This is a genomic window from Nocardia spumae (genome assembly GCF_020733635.1).
GTDB lineage: Bacteria > Actinomycetota > Actinomycetes > Mycobacteriales > Mycobacteriaceae > Nocardia > Nocardia spumae.
Map to the genome: position 1 here is coordinate 3,836,268 of NZ_JAJFZL010000001.1, position 21,281 is coordinate 3,857,548.

At 68.8% G+C, this 21,281-nt stretch carries 18 protein-coding genes and 1 riboswitch; of the genes, 13 read left to right on the forward strand and 5 right to left on the reverse strand.

Features of this window, described 5'->3' with window-relative positions; all coding sequences use genetic code 11:
• Positions 1-7: 7 nt before the first annotated feature.
• From LKD76_RS17150 to LKD76_RS17160, 3 genes are all read right to left on the reverse strand, one after another.
• Positions 8-1,315, reverse strand: a complete 1,308-nt coding sequence (locus LKD76_RS17150) for a S8 family serine peptidase (protein WP_227982335.1) — start codon at positions 1,313-1,315, stop codon at positions 8-10.
• A gap of 348 nt (positions 1,316-1,663) precedes the next feature.
• A complete protein-coding gene (locus LKD76_RS17155; RefSeq protein ID WP_227982336.1) occupies positions 1,664-2,104 on the reverse strand; it encodes an META domain-containing protein in 441 nt (146 codons plus the stop codon).
• Between the two features lie 26 nt (positions 2,105-2,130).
• Positions 2,131-3,288: a L,D-transpeptidase gene (locus tag LKD76_RS17160; protein ID WP_227982337.1), complete on the reverse strand. Its 1,158-nt coding sequence runs from the start codon at positions 3,286-3,288 to the stop codon at positions 2,131-2,133.
• Positions 3,289-3,609: 321 nt separating this feature from the next.
• Here LKD76_RS17160 and LKD76_RS17165 point away from each other — a divergent pair, with 321 nt between their 5' ends.
• The 6 genes from LKD76_RS17165 to LKD76_RS17190 all read left to right on the forward strand — a co-directional run bounded on the left by LKD76_RS17165 (position 3,610) and on the right by LKD76_RS17190 (position 10,364).
• Entirely contained in the window at positions 3,610-4,296 is a 687-nt protein-coding gene (locus LKD76_RS17165) for a rhomboid-like protein (protein WP_227982338.1), read from the forward strand.
• 90 nt (positions 4,297-4,386) lie between these two features.
• A riboswitch (SAM riboswitch) is annotated at positions 4,387-4,478 on the forward strand.
• Position 4,479: 1 nt separating this feature from the next.
• Positions 4,480-5,070, forward strand: a complete 591-nt coding sequence (locus LKD76_RS17170; RefSeq protein ID WP_227982339.1) for a GNAT family N-acetyltransferase — start codon at positions 4,480-4,482, stop codon at positions 5,068-5,070.
• Between the two features lie 112 nt (positions 5,071-5,182).
• Positions 5,183-6,790 (forward strand): ABC transporter substrate-binding protein, encoded by a 1,608-nt coding sequence (locus tag LKD76_RS17175; RefSeq protein WP_227982340.1) that lies wholly within the window; start codon positions 5,183-5,185, stop codon positions 6,788-6,790.
• A gap of 5 nt (positions 6,791-6,795) precedes the next feature.
• Complete coding sequence (locus tag LKD76_RS17180) at positions 6,796-7,752, forward strand: ABC transporter permease (RefSeq protein WP_227985279.1); 957 nt, start codon at positions 6,796-6,798, stop codon at positions 7,750-7,752.
• Positions 7,745-8,614, forward strand: coding sequence for an ABC transporter permease (locus tag LKD76_RS17185; RefSeq protein ID WP_227982341.1), 870 nt, complete (start codon positions 7,745-7,747; stop codon positions 8,612-8,614). Before LKD76_RS17180 ends, LKD76_RS17185 begins: the two co-directional genes overlap by 8 nt.
• Positions 8,615-8,750: 136 nt before the next feature.
• On the forward strand, positions 8,751-10,364 hold the full coding sequence (locus LKD76_RS17190; RefSeq protein WP_227982342.1) for a dipeptide ABC transporter ATP-binding protein: 1,614 nt from the start codon (positions 8,751-8,753) through the stop codon (positions 10,362-10,364).
• Between the two features lie 25 nt (positions 10,365-10,389).
• Here the strand turns inward: LKD76_RS17190 and LKD76_RS17195 are convergent, their stop codons facing one another.
• Positions 10,390-11,451 (reverse strand): ABC transporter permease, encoded by a 1,062-nt coding sequence (locus tag LKD76_RS17195; protein WP_227982343.1) that lies wholly within the window; start codon positions 11,449-11,451, stop codon positions 10,390-10,392.
• A 266-nt stretch (positions 11,452-11,717) separates the two neighbouring features.
• Here LKD76_RS17195 and LKD76_RS17200 point away from each other — a divergent pair, with 266 nt between their 5' ends.
• The 5 genes from LKD76_RS17200 (at position 11,718) to LKD76_RS17220 (ending at position 17,491) form a co-directional block, all read left to right on the forward strand.
• Positions 11,718-12,803 (forward strand): LLM class flavin-dependent oxidoreductase, encoded by a 1,086-nt coding sequence (locus tag LKD76_RS17200; RefSeq protein WP_227982344.1) that lies wholly within the window; start codon positions 11,718-11,720, stop codon positions 12,801-12,803.
• A gap of 2 nt (positions 12,804-12,805) precedes the next feature.
• Positions 12,806-14,170 (forward strand): NtaA/DmoA family FMN-dependent monooxygenase, encoded by a 1,365-nt coding sequence (locus tag LKD76_RS17205; RefSeq protein WP_227982345.1) that lies wholly within the window; start codon positions 12,806-12,808, stop codon positions 14,168-14,170.
• Complete coding sequence (locus tag LKD76_RS17210) at positions 14,167-15,312, forward strand: LLM class flavin-dependent oxidoreductase (protein ID WP_227982346.1); 1,146 nt, start codon at positions 14,167-14,169, stop codon at positions 15,310-15,312. The genes LKD76_RS17205 and LKD76_RS17210 overlap by 4 nt, the downstream gene beginning before the upstream one ends.
• 21 nt (positions 15,313-15,333) lie before the next feature.
• A complete protein-coding gene (locus LKD76_RS17215; RefSeq protein ID WP_227982347.1) occupies positions 15,334-15,936 on the forward strand; it encodes a TetR/AcrR family transcriptional regulator in 603 nt (200 codons plus the stop codon).
• Between the two features lie 421 nt (positions 15,937-16,357).
• Complete coding sequence (locus tag LKD76_RS17220; protein ID WP_227982348.1) at positions 16,358-17,491, forward strand: polyprenyl synthetase family protein; 1,134 nt, start codon at positions 16,358-16,360, stop codon at positions 17,489-17,491.
• A 14-nt stretch (positions 17,492-17,505) separates the two neighbouring features.
• Here LKD76_RS17220 and LKD76_RS17225 read toward each other — a convergent pair whose 3' ends face one another.
• Entirely contained in the window at positions 17,506-19,398 is a 1,893-nt protein-coding gene (locus tag LKD76_RS17225) for a vWA domain-containing protein (protein ID WP_227982349.1), read from the reverse strand.
• A gap of 263 nt (positions 19,399-19,661) precedes the next feature.
• Between LKD76_RS17225 and LKD76_RS17230 the strand changes: the two genes are divergently transcribed.
• A complete protein-coding gene (locus LKD76_RS17230) occupies positions 19,662-20,297 on the forward strand; it encodes a TetR/AcrR family transcriptional regulator (RefSeq protein ID WP_372465994.1) in 636 nt (211 codons plus the stop codon).
• Between the two features lie 142 nt (positions 20,298-20,439).
• Positions 20,440-21,258, forward strand: coding sequence for an SDR family oxidoreductase (locus tag LKD76_RS17235; RefSeq protein WP_227982351.1), 819 nt, complete (start codon positions 20,440-20,442; stop codon positions 21,256-21,258).
• The last annotated feature ends 23 nt before the right edge of the window (positions 21,259-21,281 follow it).

Sequence of the window (21,281 nt, forward strand, 5' to 3'; positions counted from 1 at the left end):
TTCCACGCTACGCGCGGACTTCGGTGTTCTTCAGCTCCGCGAGGACCGCGGCGGCGTCGACGACACCGTAGCCGTAGTCGTAGTTGTAGCCACCGGGCTGCGCCGTCGCCGTTCGCTGTAGTACCCCGCGCAGCTGCGCGGGGGACACCTTGCTCGCCGGATACACGGTGCGGATCGCGGCGACGAGCCCCGCCGCGACCGGGCAGGCCGCCGACGTCCCGCTGTCGGGGTCGTTGGCGCCGAACACCTTCGAGCCGAGGAAATGCGTGTAGCTGCAGATATCGGGTTTGCGATCGGCCAGCCGGCCCGGCCCCTGCGAGGAGTAGCCGACCCGCTGCCCCTTGGTGTCCACGCCGCCGATACTCAGCACGCTGGGATGCGAGTTGGCGCCGCCGATCGGATGATCCTTGTAGGCGCAGCGCGAATCCGGGCAATCGCGGCCGCAATTGCCCGCGGCGAACAGAATGTCGGCGCCGGCGGCCTCCAGCGAGCCGACGATCAGATTGAACGGATGCGACGGGTTGTCGGAGTAGTTACCGGGTTGCCCCACCGGGAAATCCCAATCCGGCGAGAACGCACCCCAACTGTTGCTGACCACCAGCGCGCGGGTGGCCTCGGGCTGATCGGTGAGCACGGTGCGCAGATGCGCGTAGGCGGCCAGCGCGTCCGACAGCAATCCGTCCATCTGGCTGCCGCCCTGAGTTTTGCTCTGCAGCACCGGGATATCGAGCAGTGTGGCCTGCGGTGCGCCCAGCAGGACGTCGAAAGCGCACATCGATCCGTGTGCGACCGGGAACTGGCCCGGGGCACCGGACACCCGCGGCGGATTCCAGCTGCGCTTGGCATCGATGGTCACCTGACCGCCGCGCACTTGCTGAACCCGCGCGACGTTGATACCGGTGTCGACGATCGCGAGCGCGACCGCGCGACCGTCCATGCCGGCGCTCGCCAGATCACCGGCGTGCAGCAGATTCGCCACATCGGCGGCGGTACCCACGGCCGGATCGCCACCGCAGGTGAGCGTGGTCTCGATTCTCGGATCGGCGAAAACACCTGTGACGGAACCACTTCGGGTCAGCTGGGCCACGGTGGCGTCGAGTTCGGCATCGGCGATCTCACCACGGACCACCACGGTGTCCGCGGCGACAACTCCCTGGGCGGTACTCGCCTCGGGAATCGACAGCGGCGCATACGAATGGTCGAGATCGAAGCCGGGAAGCTCCCCGGCGACATCGGAGGCGGCCACCGAGACGCTCGGATCGGCAACTGCGGCAATCAGATCGGCGGAGGGGCGGAGTTGAATCAGTGCACGCATACGGTCATCCTGCCGTCATCGGGCCCAAATTTCCCACCTATCCAGCGAACAGCCTGCTAGCGATGGCGCCGGTGCGGCCCGGTGTGTATCACCGCGCCCACCGACAACACCGGGCACAGCGCCGCCACGATGTACCGGGTGATCCGCCAGGCCCAGCCGAAGGCTATCGACCCACCGGCGGCCCTGACCCGGCTCCGCGATTCCGGCGGCTATCCGGCCGATATCGACGACGGCGAGAGCCGGGCCGACGGCACACGCCGCCCACGCCACCGCGAATACCGCTGCGGCCGAGCGCACCTCGCGGAACTCGTGGGTACCCGGACCCGATGTGAGGTCCGGCCGCACGGATCAGTGCGCGTCCTCGGTCTCTCGCAGTGTGACCGTGCGGTCGGCGGTCGCGAGGGTGAGGGTCTCGCCGTCGAGTTTCCAGGACGGATTCGCCTGCAACAGTGCCGTCGCCCAGTCGTCGGCGCCGGCGCGGTCGCCCGCGCACGCCATCCGGGTGCCGGCCAGCGGGCCCGTGCGCAGGGTGTGATCGGCCAGATCGGCCGTTCCCATCAGGGTGTTGCACCCGGCGTTCGCGCTCAGGCGGCCGGCATCGGCGAAGGTCAGGCGTAATGGGCCGTCGCCTGGAATGTGCGAACCTTCGACGGTGGTCGAGATATAGGCCCGGCCTGCCGGGGATTCCGGACCGGAATTCGTCGGCGCGGCATCGGTTCCCCCGGAACAGGCGACTCCCCCGGCGAGCAACGCCAGCACCGGAAAGATTCGCAGAAAGTTCGCCACCATACGTCGATGCTAGCGAGCGGCGCGAATCAACTGCTCGCGTTACCCGCCTGCCACACATCCCAGGGGACCTCCCAGTCCCCGTAGGTGTCCCATACCGGCAGCGTCGGCCCGCCGGAATTGGTGATCTCCACGACGTCACCGACACCGAAATGGTCGAAGAACCACTGCGCGTTGTCCGGTGCGAGATTCACACAGCCGTGCGAGACGTTGCTCGACCCCTGCTGTCCCACCGACCAGGGCGCGGAATGCACGAATTCGCCGTCGTTGGAGATACGTTCGTCCAGATCGACCTTCTCCCGGTAATAACCGGCCTGCCCCTGGCATACCCCGTAGGTGCAGGAGTCCATGACGATCGAGGGCGACTTCTCCGAAATCACATGCGGCCCTTCGTGAGACGGAAAGCCGGGGGAGCCCAGGCTCATCGGCATCTGATTCACCTGCGCGCCGTTGCGGAAGATCGTCAACTGCTCGGTGTTGCCGTCGGCCTTGGCGACCCACGCGTCGTGGACGGTGTAGTCGGCGCTGTTGTTCTCCGCCCCGAAGACGCCGTCCCCGAAGTCGACCCCGAACACATCGGCCTCGATATGAATCTTGGTGCCCGGCTGCCAGTACTGGGCCGCGCGATAGTGGACGTCCTTGTCGTCGACCCAGTACCAGGCGCCGGGCTGGGGCGGGCTGACGGTGATCTTCAGATGATTCTGTACCTCGGCCTTGTTCGCGACGGGCGCGGTGAACTGGAAGACCATGGGCTGTCCGACCCCGATACCGGATTCGGCCACCAGATCCGGCGCCGGCACGACATTGGCGTACGCCTTGTGCGCGGCGTCGATCGTGGTGACCGTCGCGGTCTTGGTCGTGGCCACCTGCGCCAGATTCACCGCCTGGACCTGCACCCGATAGGTGGCCCCGTATCCCAGCGGATCCTTGGAGGTCCAGCTGTGCCGGTCCGCGGCGAAGGTGCCGGCGACGGGTTTGCCGTCCCCGTCGGTGACGGTCACCGCGGTCAACATGCCGTCGGCGGAGTTCACCACGATCGGAGTCGAGGGATTGAGCGGACCGTGATCGGCCGCCGGCACATCGACGGCGGCCGGCGCCGTGATTTCGGGAGCCTTCGACGGCGGCGCCGCCGAGGTCGCGCCGTGGGAACCACAGCCTCCGGTCAAGGCGACGATCGCCGTCAACATCGCCGACACCACCAGTAGAGATCGACGCCCGCGCACGTCCCTCACCGCCTCCGCTCGCACCCTCGCATACACAACGTCCACCGGACCGCCGGGGGAACACAGCACCCTCCAGTGGACACCATGAATCCGGTATCGCGCTGCAGCAGCAGAGTACGTGTCGGCACGGATTCGCGCGCGATCGGCACCCGTTCACCAGGCGTTTTGCCGTATTAGCGGCATTTGCCGCGTGTCGGTTGTTCTCACCCGCCATGGGTGATTCCGGCCCCGCCCGCCGGAGCCGATAGTGGAGCGGTGGGTACGCACCGTCGAGGAAGGTGACCGATGCCGAGCCGAGGCACCGCCCGCTGGACGTCCGTGCCGAGCGCGGTCGGAACCTATATCCGGCGTGCCCCGGGCACCTACATGTGGCTGGCGATCCTGCTGGTCTCCACCCTCGTGGTGCGTCATCTGACCCCGCAACAGGCCGACATCGTGCTGGGCAATCGCTCGACCAACCTGCATCACCTGCGGGAGGATCCGGTTCGAGTCCTGATCTCGAGCGCCTTCTGGCTCGCCGGCGGCGGCTGGCTGGGTTACGCCGTGTCCTACACCGTCTTCCACGCCCAGGCCGAGCGCTGGCTGGGCACCCTGCGCTGGCTGATCGTCGTGCTGATCGCCCATGTCGGCGCCACCTACATCAGCGAGGGCGTGCTCTACTGGGCGATCCACCACGACTACGCGCCGGAGTCGGCGGTGAACACTCTCGACTACGGGGTCAGCTACGCGCTGGCGGGCGTGGTCGCGGTCCTCGTTTATCGCATCGCCACACCGTGGCGCTACCTCTATCTCGTCGGAGTGATCATTTTCTACACTGTGCCGGTCTTCGCCGGCCGAACCTTCACCGACATCGGTCATTTCAGTGCGATGACCCTCGGTTTCGCCTGCTATCCGCTGACCCGGGGGCGGCCGGGACCGTGGGATCCGGTCGCCGCGACACGGGCCCGATTCGGATCTTCGGCACGGGGGTGATGACACCGCCGATCCGCCCGCGCGGCAAGGATTGGATTCACCGCGATCGGGAGTGCTGACGGCACACCGGAATTCCCCTAGCGTTCCCCTCACCCATCCAGAGCGACCGAGAGATCCGGCTCCACGACGTCGCAGCAACCCCCCGACCGGGTGTTGGGTGCTACCGCCGGAACCGATGGAGGAATGATCATGGTGCGCAGTGTCTTTCATATCGGCCAACACGATCCGATGGCCGCGCCACTGCTGGCCGAACTGGCGATCGAATACAGCAGCCGCTACGGCGGCAGCGTCGGTGCGATACACGCGGATCTGGTGAACCACCCGGCCGCGGATTTCGCGGCGCCGCACGGCGATCTGCTGGTGGTGGTCGAGGACGGTGAACCGGTCGCCGGAGGGGCTTTCCGCCGCCACGACGCGCGGACCGCCGAATTGAAACGGATCTGGACGGCGCGCGAACATCGCCGCCGCGGTCTGGCCACCTTCGTCCTCGACGAACTCGAGACCGAGATCGTGCGCCGAGGCTATCGGCGCATCGTCGCGGCCACCGGTCCGCGCCAGCCCGAAGCCGTGGCGCTGTATCTGTCGGCGGGCTACACCGCGGCCGACAGCACGTTCGCCCACCGCGGCGGCCCGCCCGCGCACTCGTTCGAGCGGTTTCCGACCCGGACGCCCGCGATATCCCAGCGCCGCAACCGTTTCGGGCGCGACAGTGGCTACCGGCCGGTGCGCGGTTACCGGCAGATCCGGGACGAGGCCGGTGTCGTGCGCATATGACGTTCCGCCTGCTGCCGTACCGGGCCGACATCGCGCCGTCACCACGGCACACCGTCCGCCGCCCGGCACTGGGCACCGACCGCTACCGAATCGATCCACCCGGAGCCACCGCATGAAACGAATCATCGCGCCGGCGCTCGCACTCACCGCGACGGTGGCCATCGCCGCCTGTGCGAACACCTCCGGCACCGGCGGCGACGCCGGGCCGCCGCAACCGGGCGGCACCCTGCGTTACGGTTTGTCGCAGGCGCCGACCTGCTCGGACCCCGCCCAGGCCGGCACCAACCAGACCCTGTACGTGACCCGGCAGATCGTCGATTCGCTCACCGACCAGGATCCCGCCAGTGGCGAGATCAAGCCCTGGCTGGCGACGTCCTGGCAGGTGAGCCCGGACGCGAAGACCTTCACCTTCCACCTGCGGCCCGATGTCACCTTCAGTGACGGCACCCCGCTGACCGCCACCTCGGTGCAGAAGAACTTCGACGCCGTGGTGCACACCCTCACGGCGGCGAAGGCGCCACTGGGGGCGAGCTACCTGTCCGGATACGCGGGTACGACCGTGGTCGCTCCGCTGACCGCCGAAGTTCACTTCGACGCGCCGAACGCCCAATTCCTGCAGGCGTCCTCGACACCGCAGCTGGGTATCCTCGCCGACGCGACCACCGCGAAACCGGCCGAACAGCGCTGCCTCGGCGACGATATCGGCAGCGGCCCGTTCGTCTATGCCGGCTACCGGCAGGACGTATCGGCGGCCCTGGTGAAACGGACCGGATACCGGTGGGGATCAGCGGTCTTCGCGCACCCCGGCGAAGCGTATCTGGATCGCATCGAATTCACGGTGGTGCCCGAGGCCGGGGTGCGGACCGGGAGCCTGTCGTCGAACCAGCTCGACGCCGTCAGTGACGCCCTGCCACAGGATGTTCCGCAGCTCGAGGCCACCGGCGCGAAGGTACAGTTCGCCTCGAATCCGGGCGTGCCGTTCGGTCTGCAACCGAATCTGAGCCGGGCGCCACTGTCGGACCCCGCGGTGCGTCAGGCGCTCCTGCACGGGATCGACCGCAGACAGCTCGTGGATACCGTCCTGGGGCCGCAGTTCCGTGCGGCGACCGGTTCCCTGGCCTCGAAAACACCCGCCTACGTCGACCTTTCCGCGCAGCTCGGCTACGACCCCGGCCAGGCGCGCCGGATCCTGGATCAGGCCGGATGGGTGCCCGGCGGTGACGGTATCCGGGTCAAGGACGGGCGCCGCCTGTCGTTCGGGGTGCTGTTCAGCACCGCGTTCGCCGGCAATCAGGCCACCGTGGAGCTGGTGCAACAGCAACTGCGCGCGATCGGGGTCGATCTGCGGCTCGAACTCGCGGCCGCCGGCGACTACACCGCCCGGCAGAACGCCGGAGATTTCGACGCCACCTACTACAACACCACTCGTGCCGACGGCGACATCCTGCGTACCACCTTCGGCCGTGGCCAGCGAAACCTCAACCAGCGCGGGCCGATTCCGGCGTTGGACGGTGCACTGGCCGAGCAGCTGTCGACCACCGACCCGGCCGCGCGGGCCGCGGTCATCGGGCAGGCGCAGCGGGCGGTGATCGACAACGGCCTGTGGTTGCCGACCATCGAACTGTCGCAGGCGATCGGCGTGTCCGGCGCGGTGCACGACCTGACCTTCGAGGCCTCGGCGCGGCTGCAGTTCCACGACACCTGGTTGAGCACACGATGAGTCCGCTGACGCGCTATGCGATCGTCCGTGTGCTGCAGGCGATCGGCGTGTTGTGGGCCGCGTTCACGATCTCGTTCGCGGTGCTGTTCCTGCTGCCCTCGGATCCGGTGCAGCTCGCCGTCGACGCCGATCCGGGCGCGGCCCCCGACCCGGCCGCGATCGCGGAACTGAAGGCCAGGTACGGATTGGACCGTTCGGTGCCGGAACAGTATTGGACCGCCCTCACCCATGCTGTGCGCGGTGACCTGGGACGCTCCCTGAACACCGGGCAATCCGTCACCGGCGCGCTGGCGCAGTCGATTCCCTCCACCCTGGCGCTGGCCGGGTTCGCGCTGATTCTGGCGATCGTCTTCGGGGCCGCGCTGGCGGTGGCCGCGGCCTACACCCGGCGGCGGTGGCTGCGGAATCTGCTGACGGCGTTGCCACCGATCGGTGCGGCGATGCCCACCTTCTGGGTGGGATTGATACTGCTGCAACTGTTCTCGTTCCGCTTGCGGCTCGTCCCGGCATTCGGCGGGACGGGATTCCAGGGCACGATCCTGCCCGCGATCACACTCGCCGTTCCCGTCGGCGCGGTCATCGCGCAGGTGTTCTACAGCGGCCTGGCGGCCACCTGGCGGCAGCCGTTCGTCGATGTGGCCTTCGCCAAGGGGGCGTCGCGGCTGTGGGTGCAGTGGCGGCATGTGCTGCGGGCCGCGGCGGGACCGGCGCTCACCGTCGCGGGACTGTGGGTGGGCACGGTGCTGGCGGGTTCGGTGGTGGTCGAAACGGTGTTCTCGCGTGACGGTCTGGGCCGGCTGACGCAGAGCGCGGTACTGCATCAAGATATTCCGGTCGTGCAGGGCATCGTGCTGGTCGCCGCACTCGCCTTCGTGGTGGTCAATCTGGCGGTGGACCTGCTCTATCCCCTGCTGGACCCCCGCGTCGCCGGTGCCGGCGAGAAAGTGCGCGCTCATGTCTGACACGCTGATCATCGCCCATCCCGCCCGCGTCGCGGACCTGCGCCGGGCGCTGGCGCCCGCACGCCTGCGCGCCCGCGCCGGGCTGGCGGTGTCGGTGCTCGTGCTGGTCGTGGTCCTCGGCTGGGCGGTGGCGCCGTCGCTGCTGGCCGGCGGCGATCCGCGCGCCGGGGTACCGGCGGAGAAGTTCCGCGGCCCGAGCCCGCAGCACTGGTTCGGCACCGACAATCTCGGCCGCGATCTGTACACCCGGGTGGCGCACGGGGCGGCGCTGACACTCTCGGCGACGGTATGCGCCGTGCTGCTGGGGCTGGTCGTGGGCTCGGCGATCGGTCTCGTGTCCGGAACTCTGGGCGGGACCCTCGACTCGCTCGTCATGCGCGGTGTCGATGTGCTGCTGGCGATTCCGGAGCTGCTGTCGGCACTGGTCCTCATCACGGTGCTCGGACTGGGTACCCGGAATGTGGCCATCGCGGTCGGGGTGGCGCTCATCGCGCGGTTCGCGCGGGTGATGCGCGCGGAAGTGCTGCGGGTGCGGCGCGCACCCTATGTGGAGGCGGCGTTCGCCTCGGGCGTGCGCTGGCACACGGTCCTGCTGCGCCACATCCTGCGCACCGCGTACGCACCCGTCGCCGCGCTCGCGGCAGTCGAATTCGGTGTCGCGGTACTGGCGATCTCGTCGCTGAGCTTCCTCGGCTACGGCGCCGCGCCGCCGACGCCGGAATGGGGATCGTTGATCTCGGAGGGCCGCAACTACCTCGTCCTCGCCTGGTGGATGACCGCCCTGCCCGGCTCGGTGATCGTCGCGGTGGTGCTCGCCGCCCAGCGCGTCGGACGCGCGATCGGGAACCAGGAGGACCGATGAGACACACTCGCGCAGCCGCTCACCGGTCCGACCGGGTGCGGGTGTCCCGCAAGACTCGAGGACCCATGAGACACACTCGCGCAGCCGCTCACCGGTCCCACCGGGTGCGGGTGTCCCGCAGTGCACAGGAGGACCGATGACGGATCGAATCCTGTTGCGGGTCGATGATCTGCGCGTTCGGTACCCCGGCACGCACGCCGAGGCGGTGGCCGGTGCGACGCTCGAGGTCGCGCGCGGGGAGACCCTCGCGTTGGTCGGTGAATCCGGTTCGGGCAAATCCACTCTCGCCCATGCCGTGATCGGACTGCTGCCGGAGTCGGCGACGGTGTCCGGTGGCGGAATCGTCTTCGACGGTGACCGGCTCGACACCGCGTCCGAACGCACCCTGCGCGGTTTCCGGGGCGCGCGAATCGGGCTGGTGCCCCAGGATCCGGGAACATCGCTGAATCCGGTGCAGCGCATCGGCGATCAGGTCGCCGAAGTGCTGCGTATTCATCGTCGCGCCGACCGCCGCACCGCGCGGGTGGAGGCGGTGCGGCTGCTCACCGAGGCCGGCCTGGACCGGCCGCAGGTGCGGGCCCGGCAGTATCCGCAGGACCTGTCCGGCGGTCAGCGCCAGCGGGTGCTGATCGCGATCGCGCTGGCGTGCGAGCCGGAACTGGTGATCGCCGACGAACCGACCAGCGCACTCGATGTCACCGTCGCGCGCCGGATCCTCGACCACCTCGCCGAGCGCACCGCACAGCTCGGCACCGCCGTGCTGCTGATCACCCACGACCTCGCCGTGGCCGCCGACCGCGCCGACCGGATCGCGGTGATGCGGGGCGGGCGGATCGTCGAATCCGGAACCACCGCAGCCGTTCTCACCGACCCGAAGCACGAATACACCGCCCGGTTGCTGGCCGCCGCGCCGCGCCTCGACGCACCGGTGCGCCGCGGCCGCCCGCGCGCCGAACGTCCCCTGCTGGTGGCGACGGGACTGCGGAAGAGTTTCCGCGTCGCGCGAGGCGTGCGCACCGACGCGGTCGACGAGGTGTCGCTGGAGCTCGATCGCGGCGAAACACTCGCCCTGGTGGGCGAATCGGGTTCCGGCAAGACCACCGCCGCCCGCATCATCACCCGGCTGACCGGCCCCGATGCGGGCAGCATCCGCTTCGACGGCCGCGATATCGCCGGATTGCGTGGCGCCGGATTGCGAGAATTCCGCCGGCGCGTCCAAGTGGTGTATCAGAACCCCTACACCTCGCTGAATCCCACGCTGAGCGTCGCACGGATCGTGGCAGAACCGTTGCAGGCCTTCGGTATCGGAGATCGCGGTGAACGCCACGCGCGGGTGGCCGAACTGCTGGAACAGGTCGCCCTGCCCGGTGAGGTGGCCGACAGACGTCCGGATCGGCTGTCGGGCGGTCAGCGGCAGCGGGTGGCGATCGCGCGGGCACTGGCGCTGCGCCCGGATGTGCTGGTGCTGGACGAGCCGGTATCGGCGCTCGATGTCGGGGTGCAGGCGCAGATCCTGACCCTGCTGGAAGAACTTCAGGCAGAGCTCGAGCTGAGCTATCTGTTCATCTCGCATGATCTGGCCGTGGTGCGCCGCGTCAGCGACCGGGTGGCGGTGATGCGGCGGGGCCGGATCATCGAAACCGCGTCTACCGCAGCACTGTTCGACGATCCACGGCACGAATACACCCGGGAGTTGCTGGCCGCGGTGCCGGGGGCGTTCCCGCGGCCGGGGATCGGACGATCCGCCTGAGGCGCACGACCGCTCGGCGCCGGCACTAGTCGGCGCCGTCCGCGTCGTCCCGACGGTCCCGCCGGACCCAGAACACCGCACAGGCGACCAGCGCCCAGCCCGCCAGTACCAGGTAGGGAAAGACGTGCTGGTGCCCGCGGAAGTACACCGCGGTGTGCTGGGCGTTGACCGACGCGCCCGGTGGCAGCCAGCGGCCGATCGCGCCGAGGACCGACGGCAGCAGCGGCCACGACACCGCGCCACCGGAGGACGGGTTGCCCAACAGCACCATCACACCCCAGGTCGGAATCATCGCCCAGCGCCCGAACAGGGCGCTGAACATCGAAAAGATCATGCCCGAGGTGAACATCGTGAACGACAGGATCGCCCACGACCGCACGAACGGCAGGCTCAGGGCGCCGAGCCACCAGTCCACCACCGCGGCGATCGCGAATCCGCCGAGCAGAGCGTAGGCGACGGTGAATGCGATCCGCTGTGCCGCGCCCAGTGCGCGCGCGTGCACCCCGAGCTGGATGGCGCCCACGAATCCGATGATCACCGCGGCGAGGGTGATGTAGAAGATCGCCAGCCCGCGGGGATCGCCCCGCTGCAGCGGATTGATGTCGGTGACCGCGACCGGAGTCCGCGCCTGCTGTCCGGCCTGCGCGGCCGCACCGGATACGACCTCGGCCACCGACGAACCGGAGGCGCCCGACACCTCGACCGGCACCCGCTCGGGACTGCGCACGTCCAGGATCGCGAAGACCTGCTGCGCTTGGACCGCATCGCGCGCCGTGGCCGTGCTGGGGTACCGCATGATGTGCAGCGATCCGTTCAGCACGCCGTTCATCCCGTCCAGAAAGCTCCGACCGGCCGCGGGTACGGCCACACCGCCGTCGACCACCGCCACGGGGATCCGGTGCGGTGTCGGGTTGGCCAGGATGTAGGTGTAGGAGCCGGCGAACAGTCCGGCCGCGACCGCGAGAATGAGCAGCAGCACCGTCGCGGGCAGATACGGCGAGTGCCGGAACCGCTCCCACCAGCCGTGCCATCGAGCCCGGCCCTGCGGCGGCGGCGCCGGTCCGGTCGGCTTGTCGCGCTCGGACATGCCGCCACCTTAGAAGGCCACGCCGCCGGATCCGGGAAGCACTCGCGGGCGACGTACGGCCCGATTCCGGCCCCGGGCGGCCACGGCCGCCACACCCTGGGCCCTCAGCGGGCAAGAATAGAATTCAGCGCGATCGAGAGTGCTGACGCCGCAGGTGATTTCTCATAGTTTGAGCTCCTGCCCGTCCAGCGATCGCGGGACATCTCCCCGCCCATCTCGTGGCGCCGGCGCGCAGGTATCTCGTGTCGATCGAAAGGACGTCTCGCATGTCGTCGTTGCCGCCGCTGCTCGGGGTGGAACTGTCCGGTACCGGTGCGCACCCCGCGTCGTGGCGGCGCATCGACTCACGTGCCGAGGAACTGTTCACCGCCGAGTACTGGCTCGACGCGATCGCGGCGGTGGATCGGGCGGGTTTCGACCTGGCATTCCTGCCCGACTCCTTCGGCGCACACGGTGCGGGCGGATTCGGACCGCTCGACGCGGTCGCTCTCGCGGCCCGCGCGGCCGCCGCGACCGGCCACATCGGCCTGATCCCGCAGGCGACGGTCACCCACACCGAACCGTTCCACCTCTCCAAGGCGATCGCCGCCCTCGACTACGCCACTTTCGGGCGGGCCGGCTGGGAGGTCGGCGTCTCACCGGGCGCGCGGCAGGCCCGATTGTTCGGCCGCAAGCCCGAACAGGACGAGGCCGGGCTGTGGCGGGAGGCCGGCGAGGCGATCGAGGTGGTGACCCGGCTGTGGGACAGCTGGGAGGACGACGCCGAGATCCGGGATATCCCCACCGGACGTTTCATCGACCGCGATCGGCTGCACTACATCGATTTCGTGGGGGAGCACTTCTCCGTGAAGGGGCCGTCGATCACACCGCGCCCGCCCCAGGGGCAACCGCCGATCACGGTGCGCGCCGATTCGCCCGCGAGCACCCGGATCGCGGTGCACCGGGCCGATCTGATCCGGATCAGCGCATTCGATCCGGACGAGGCCGCCGCCACCCGCTCCCGGTTGCGATCCGCGGTCGCGGCGGCGGGACGGATCCCCGATCAGGTGCGGATCCTGCTCGATCTCGAGCTGCATCTCGCGCCGACCGAGGCACAGGCCCGGGCCGAGGTCGACCAACTCGACGACTGGGACGGGTCCGCCGCACCGGCCACCGCGCGCTATGTCGGCACCCGCGACGGTCTCGACGCCGTACTCGAGCAGTTCCGCCAGGACTGCGCCGGTGACGGTGTGGTGCTGCGGCCACTGGCATTACCCGCGTTCACCGCCGGCCTCGTCCGGCCCGCGCGCACCCTGCGCGCGCGGCTCGGCCTGGCCCGGCCCGCCAATCGCTATGCACTCGCCCGAGGATGACTATGCCGAAGAGCAAGGTACGCAAGCAGATTCATCTGGCAGCCCACTTTCCGGGAGTCAACAGCACCACAGTGTGGAGCGTTCCCGAATCGGGCAGCCAGATCGACTTCGAATCCTTCGCCCATCTCGGCCGCACCGCCGAACGGGGGCTGTTCGACTTCTTCTTCCTCGCCGAGGGGCTGCGCCTGCGTGAGCATCGGGAGCGGATCTTCGACCTGGACGTGGTGGGCCGCCCCGACACCTTCACCGTCCTCAACGCGCTGGCCGGTGTCACGACCCGCCTCGGCCTGGCGGGCACCATCAGCACCACTTTCAACGAACCCTTCGAATTGGCCCGGCAATTCGCCACGCTCGACCACCTCTCCGGTGGCCGGGCCGCCTGGAACGCGGTCACCTCCTCCGACGCGTTCACCGGTGAGAACTTCCGCCGGGGTGGATATCTCGATCACTCGCAGCGCTATGTGCGCGCCGCCGAGATGATCGACGCGACCCGCGCGATCTGGGACAGTCGCGTGGGCGGGGCGCCAGTCGTCGACCGCGCACGCGGGGTGTTCGGCGCCCCGGCGCCCCGATTCGCTTATCGTGGCACGCAATTCGACATTCAGGGCACGTATCCACTGCCCGCGAGTCCACAGCGTTATCCGGTGCAGATTCAGGCCGGTGATTCCGATGAAGGACGCGAATTCGCCGCCGCGAAGGCCGATGCGGTGTTCAGCCGTCACGGCGAACTCGAGGACGGCAGGGCGTTCTACACCGATGTCAAATCGCGCCTCGCGAAATACGGCCGCGGCCGCGACGATCTGAAGATCCTGCCCGCCGCGACCTTCGTCATCGGCGACAGCGCCGATGACGCCCAGGACCGGGCGCGCGATATCCGGCTGCGCCAGGTAGGCCCGCAGACCGCGATCGCGTTCCTCGAACAGGTCTGGGGCCGTGACCTCTCCGGCTACGACCCCGACGGTCCACTTCCCGACATCGATCCGGTCGACAACGCCACCATCACCCGCGGCCGGGTGCGCCATGCGCGGGATCCGCTGGCGGTGGCGCGGGACTGGCGCGCGAAGGCGGAGGCGGACAAGCTCAGCATCCGGGAGCTGATCATCGAGGTGACCGCGCGCCAGCAGTTCGTCGGAACGCCGGCGCAGATCGCCGCGGAGATCGACCGATACGTGCAATCCGATGCCGCGGACGGATTCGTGCTGGTTCCCCATCTGACCCCCACCGGACTCGACGACTTCGTCGCGAAGGTGGTGCCGGAATTGCAGGAGCTCGGCAGTTTCCGGACCGAGTATCACGGCACGACCCTGCGAGATCATCTGCAGCTGCGGCATCCGCAGCAGGGCGGCGAAGGAGTGCGCGCATCATGACCGGGAGTACCTCCGTACCGTTGTCGGTGCTGGATCTGTCACCCATCAGCTCCGGCTCCACGGCGCAGCAGGCGCTGCGCAATACGATCGATCTGGCCCGGCACGCCGAATCGTGGGGGTATCGCCGATTCTGGGTCGCCGAACACCATTTCGTCGCGGTCGCGTCGTCCGCGCCGACCACGCTCATCGCGCTGATCGCGGCCGCCACCGACACCATCCGGGTCGGATCGGCGGCCGTCCAGGCCGGCCACCACACCTCGGCGGCGGTGGTCGAGGCCTTCGGCACCATCGACGCGCTGTATCCCGGACGGCTCGATCTGGGGCTGGGCCGGTCCGCGCATCGCATCGCGGAGGTGCGGTCGGCCGGGGTGCCGCCCGTCCCGAACCGGGATCGCCCGACGCGGGTGCACGACGGTGTGGTGATCCCCCCGCCGTTCAGCTCCGGGCGGCTGCTGGACACGGCCCGGCTGGCGGCGAGTTTCGAGGCGCTGCAACTGCCCGGGACGCAGCCGCTGGACTATGCGCGCCAGGTCGGCGAGATCCGGGAACTGCTGGACGGCACCTATCGCAGCTCCGGCGGTATCGCGCTGCACGCCGTCCCGGGCGAGGGCGCGCAGGTGCAGCTGTGGCTGTTCGGCAGTTCCGGCGGGGAGAGCGCTCAGGTCGCCGGCCGGCTGGGACTACCGTTCGCGGCCAACTATCACGTGTCACCGGGCACCATCGCGGAGACGGTCGAGGCCTATCGCGCCGCGTTCCGGCCGTCCGTCCGGTACCCGCGGCCGTATCTGGTGGTCTCGGCGGATGTGGTGGTCGCCGACGACGACGCGGCGGCCGCACATCTGGCCTCGACGTACGGGCACTGGGTCTACAGCATTCGTAGCGGTGCGGGCGCCGCCGAATATCAGGACCCCGACACCGCGCCCGCGCTGACCGAACAGCAGCAGCGACTGGTCCACGATCGGGTCACCACGCAGTTCGTCGGTTCACCGGCGACCGTGGCCGCACGCCTGGCGGCGTTACAGCAGCTCACCGATGCCGACGAACTCGTGGTCACCAGCGTGACCCACAGTCATGAGGATCGGTTGCGCTCACATGAGCTGCTTGCCGCCGAATGGGGTCTGCCACGTCTGCGAGCGGCCTGACCGCGCGGCTAGAATGGACCGATGAGTCCACTAACCGCCAAGGGCGCGGCCACCCGGCAACGCATCATCGAGGGCGCGGCCGCCGAGATTCGCACTCGCGGAGTCACGGTGGCCACTCTCGACGATATCCGGGCACGCACCGGAACCTCGAAAAGCCAGCTGTTCCATTACTTTCCGGACGGTAAGGAACAGTTGCTCCTGGCGGTGGCCCAGCACGAGGCCGATGCGGTGCTGGCCGATCAGCAGCCGCACCTGGGCGCACTCGACTCGTGGGCGGCATGGCGGCGCTGGCGCGATACCGTCGTCGAACGGTATCGGCGACAAGGGCGGTTCTGCCCGCTGTCGGTGCTGATGTCCGAGCTGGGCCGGACCACACCGGGCGCCCAGCAGGTGAGCGCGGCTCTGCTGCGGCAGTGGCACGGCGATATCGCCCGCGGCGTCCGCGATATGCAGACCCAGCACGAGGTCTCGGCCGACGTCGATGCCGAGCGAGCGGCGGCGGCTCTGCTGGCCGGAATTCAGGGCGGAGTGGGCATCCTGCTGGCGACCGGCGATATCGGCTTCCTGGAAGCGGCACTCGACACCGGCATCGCGGCGTTGTGCCGGGGGCACACACCCGGCTGAGCGGCCCCGATCCGATGCGAAACGGTGACCGAGGTGCACGCGCGCACGAGGTGCGCACCGTCGAACCGGGTGCCCGAATTGTCGACCTCGCGTTAAAATGCCTGCGAGATAGGGGGTTTCGATGCACATAGCCCAGCGACCTGCACACCGTTCGATTCGAGGCCACCTGCCGTCCCGAATCGCCGGCCGAGCGTGGCGGCCGGGCAGCCGGTCATCGGCGGCCCCGACCGCGGCGGAGGAGGTGTACGACACCGGCGCACTCCGGGTCCGATAACGAACGAACCCGCCGGCAGGAGTTGCGCAAACGCAACCGCGGCGACCACCGCGCCCGCGGGTTCCGATGCGACGATTGAAGTTTCACGCACCGCCGCCCGCGACGCCGAGCAGTCGCGGCGGCTGCGTCCGAGCGAGCGGGACCGTCATGCGATCATCGAAACCCACGACCTGTTCACCGGCACTCCCGGAGCCCGCGGCCGAGCGCAAGGATTGCGCGGCCGCTCCCGAATCCGCGCGTCGCAGGCGCGGCGCGACCGACGCGCCGCCGGGAAAGCGGGCCGCGGGAACCCTGCTCGCCGACGCCAGAACCGCCATCGCACCCGTACTGCGGGCCGCCGTCGCGACCCTCGGTCATCCCCTCGATCGCATGGCGGGCTACCACTTCGGCTGGTGTGACGCCGACGGGAATCTGCGCGCGGGCGCCCACGGCAAGGGGTTGCGCCCCGCGCTCACCCTGGCCGCGGCCGCCGCCTGCGGCGCCAGCCCCGCCGACGCCGTCCACGCCGGGGCGGCGGTCGAACTCCTGCACAACTTCTCGCTGGTACACGACGACGTGATGGACGCCGACCCGCTGCGGCACGGCCGCCCGACGGTGTGGCGGATCTGGGGTTCCACCAACGCCACTCTTCTCGGTGACGCGCTGCAGGCGCTGGCGTTCGCCGTGCTCTCCGATGGCGGCGTACCCGAATCCGCCGGCGCGCCCGCGGTGATCCGGCTGGCGCGCACCACCGCGACCCTGTGCCACGGTCAGTACCAGGATTGCGATTTCGAGACTCGTCCCGATGTGACCGTCGAGGACTATCTGTCCATGGCGGCCGGCAAAACCGCGGTCCTGCTGGGGTGCTCGTGTGCGCTGGGCGCCTTGTGCGCCGGGGCCGATTCGCGAACCGTCGCCGTACTCAACACCTTCGGCCGGAACCTGGGCCTGGCGTTCCAACTGGTCGATGACGCGATCGATATCTGGGGCGATCCGGTGGTCACCGGGAAGCCCCGCCACAGCGATCTCCGGGCGCGCAAACGTTCCTTCCCGATCGTCTGTGCCCTGACCTCCGGAACTCCGGCCGGAGCGGAGCTGGCCCGGATGTACCGGGATCCGCGGCCGATGTCGGACGCCGACGCGGTGCGTGCCGCCGAACTGGTGGACGAGGCCGGGGGCAGGCAGCGAACCCAGCGCCGCGCCGATCAAGCGCTGCGCGCCGCGCTCACCTGCCTGCCCGCCGGCCTCGTCGTGGACGATCTCGTCACGCTCGCTCACGTTGTGGTGCAGCGCAATCGGTGATCGCGCTGCCGTGACTACCTCCGGCGACCGCTGCGGCGTCCGAGCAGCACCGCCACACCGATCAGCACGGCCACCACGAGTGCGCCCACAACGGTGAACAGGACCACGGTGGTGGATACACCGTCGTCGCTGTTCGCGTCCACAGCGCCTGCCGATTGCGAGCCGCCGGCCGACTGCTGCGGGGGCTTCATGGTGACGGCGTTCTCACCGAAAGTGCCGTCCGCCGTGGCTGATTCGTACTTCGGTCCCGGCTCCGCGGTGCCCGCGACCGTCAGATCCAGCCGGATCGGTACCGGGCCACCTACTCCTTCGGTATGCGACGGACCGACGGAAACAGCGATGTAGTACCAGCCGTCGATACTCTGATCCTTACCGTTACCGAATCCGGAGTCGCGATTGTTGTAGCGCACCGGCACTGTCGCCAGTGCGGGATCGTTGGTCGGCATCCCATCCGCTTCACCGTTGTAGCTGCTGAAATCGTGAGCGATCTCTTCGCGTATCGGCGAGTAGAGCGTGGTCGTGACCCTCGACAGGCCGTCGAGCCCGCGCCGGTCGGATTCCAGGAAGTTCACCCGGTACGCCAGGCCCTGCCCCCAATCCAGCTTGACCCGATAGAACACGAATTCACCCCGCTGCAGGGTGTCGGTGTAACTGCCGGAGCCGTTCAATGTCGTGGCGGCATTGAACGATCCGCTACCGGTGACCGGAACGGCGGTGCCGGTCGGCGCCGTGAAGGCCGTGGGTGTCGTCGAGGACGGCGGGCCCGCGTCGCTCACCGCCGGTTCGATCCCGACCAGCAGTTCCATCGGCATCTGCTGCGGCATTCCGTCGGCAACGCCGTGCCATTCGGGCACGAAATAATAGCGGCCGCCACCCTTGCATTTATCCGCGTCGGTGCCGGACTCCGATTTCTTCTGTGTCGCGCCGTCCCATGCCTTGGTGACCGTCAGCGCGACCCCGTCGCTGGTGTTGACCACCTGCTCGAACTCGAAGACGTTGCAGTCTCTCCCGTCCGCACCGTAGACCCGCAGGTACAGCACACTGTTGTCCTGGCCCAGATCCTTCTGCCGGAAATGGGGAAACGCCAGCGTCGCACTGAAGTAGGCCATCGCGCCCTGCGGCACGTCGACGGCGTAATACTTGCTCTCGTGCTGGCCGATCGTGTCCAGATACTGGCCGGGTGTCGCGACCGGAGCGTCGCGGTAGGTCGCGGTGCCGGAGATCGGTGTGCCGATCGGCTTGTAGGTTCGCAAAGCCGCTTGGCTGACTCGCGGCAGGATGCGCTCGAGGGTTTTACCGTCGGCGGCATCGGTGTACGTACCCCCGGTCCGCTGCGCGATACAGGTCAGCTGTGCTCGCGAGGCACTGTCCACGCCGAATCCGATCGCATGGATGACGATCGTTGCGCCCTGGCGGTTCAGTTCCTGTGCGACCGCGCACGGATCCGGTGGCGCACAGGTGTCCTCACCATCGGAGACGAGCACGATCGAACGCGGCCCCGAGGACGGCAGCGACTTCGCGGCCTCGCGCAACGACGTGCCGATCGGGGTGTAGCCACTGGCCTGAATTCCGTCGACCGCGCTGTTCAACGCAGCCCGGTCGAGAGTTTCGGGGGTGCGCAGAGTGCGGACATCCTTACATCCGGCGGTCTTCTCCGCATCCGAGGACCCCGTCCCGGTTCCGTATACGGTCAGTCCGACTTTCGACTCGGCCGGTGCCGCGCCCACGAAACTGTGCACGGCCGCCTTGGCTGCATCCATTTTCGTACCGCCCCCCGGATCGGCCGCCTGCATCGAGCCCGATGCGTCGAGCACCAGCATCGTGGGCGCGTACTCCGGCTTCTGCTCCTGGGCCCGCACCGGAACCACTACCAGTGACACAGCCACCGCGGCGGCCACTGTCGTCACCAGCCTCGCAAATATCGACATTCTCTCCAACTTCGGTGATGCACAAGATCGACCGACCATACGCAGCCGAACGGCCTGCCGGCGCACTCGAATTCATTCCTCATGAACTTGTCATGAAAGAGTACGTATACGACATTCCAGACCGTGCGCAGCGCATCGTCCGGGCCGAACGGGTGCCCGCGCCGACACACAGCGCAATGGGCTATAACTGCTGCATGGGAAAGTCCGCCGACGACAATGGCAGCACGGGGGCGGTGCCGTCGATGGCCCGGACTTCCCTGCTGCGGGAATTGCCCACCACCGAGCGGGGATTGCGGACTCGATCGGCCCTGATCGCCGCGGCCCGGCGCGTATTCGAATCCAACGGCTACCTCGACACCCGGCTGGTCGATATCACCACCGCCGCCCACTGCTCCTCCGGCACCTTCTACACCTACTTCTCCAGCAAGGAGGAGATATTCGCGGCCGTGCTCGAAGTCGCCCAGGAGGACATGCTGCATCCGGGGATGCCGCACGTCCCCGACGCCGACGATCCGGCCGCCGTCGTCGCCGCCAGCAATCGAGCCTATTTCGAGGCGTATCAGCGCAACGCCCAGCTGATGGGCCTGCTCGAGCAGGTCGCCAATATCGATCCCGAGTTCCGGGTGCTGCGGCAACGACGAGCCGAGGCCTTCATCGACCGCAACGCGCGCAGTATCGAGTCGCTACAGCGTCGTGGGCTCGCCGATCCCGACCTCGATCCCCTGCTCGCCTCACGAGCGCTGTCCGGCATGGTCAGCAGACTGGCATTCGGATATTTCGTCACTGTCGACGACGACCGGCCGATCGACCTCGACGAGCTCACCTTCACCGCCACCCGGCTCTGGGTGAACGCATTGCGCATCCCCGGTAAATCCTGACCGGGCTCTCCGGTTTCGACCTCGTATACCGCGCGGACCTGCTAGAACAGCTCACAATGACCCGAATCCGCCCCCGTAATTGAACTTGACGTCAACATAAACTACGGTGGGGCCACATCTCGAGCACGAACAGGGGACGCCAGTGCAGGTTGCGCAGAAAGTGGCCATCGTGACCGGTGGCGGTGGTGGTATCGGCGGCGCGATCGCCGCCGCCCTCGCCGCCGCCGGAGCCCGGGTCGTGGTCGCCGATATCGATGGGGCCGCGGCACGAGCGGTCGCCGACGACATCGCGGCCGCCCACCCGGGTGCGTGCGTGAGCACGGGGGCCGACGTCAGCGATCCCGACGCGATCGCCGGGCTGATCGCGTTCGCGGAGCACACCTTCGGCCCGGTGGACATGTACTTCGCCAACGCCGGAATCGCCGGCGCGGTAGGGCTGGACGTCGCCGAGGCCGAGTGGGACCGTTCCTTCGACGTCAATGTCCGCGCCCATATCCGGGCGGCCACACAGCTGATTCCGGGGTGGCTCGAGCGCGGCACGGGCTATTTCGTCAGCACCGCCTCGGCGGCGGGGCTGCTCACCCAGATCGGATCGGCGACCTATTCGGTGACCAAGCACGCCGCCGTAGGCTTCGCCGAATGGCTGTCGGTCACATACGGCGACAAGGGTATTCGCGTGAGCTGCCTGTGCCCGATGGGGGTCGACACTCCCCTGCTCTACGCCGGCCGTGATTCCGGCGACCGGCTGGGCGCGGCCTCCACCCGCGCGGTGACCGCCGCCGGCGCGGTCCTCGAACCGGCGGATGTCGCGGCGGCGGTCCTGGCCGCCGTCGAAGCCGAGCAGTTCCTGATCCTGCCGCATCCCAGCGTCCTCGAGATGTATCGGCGCAAGGGGGCCGACTACGACCGCTGGCTGGCCGGAATGCGCCGCTACCAGCACAGTCTGCTCGACGAGAACTGAACCCGACACCAGTTTCCACAACG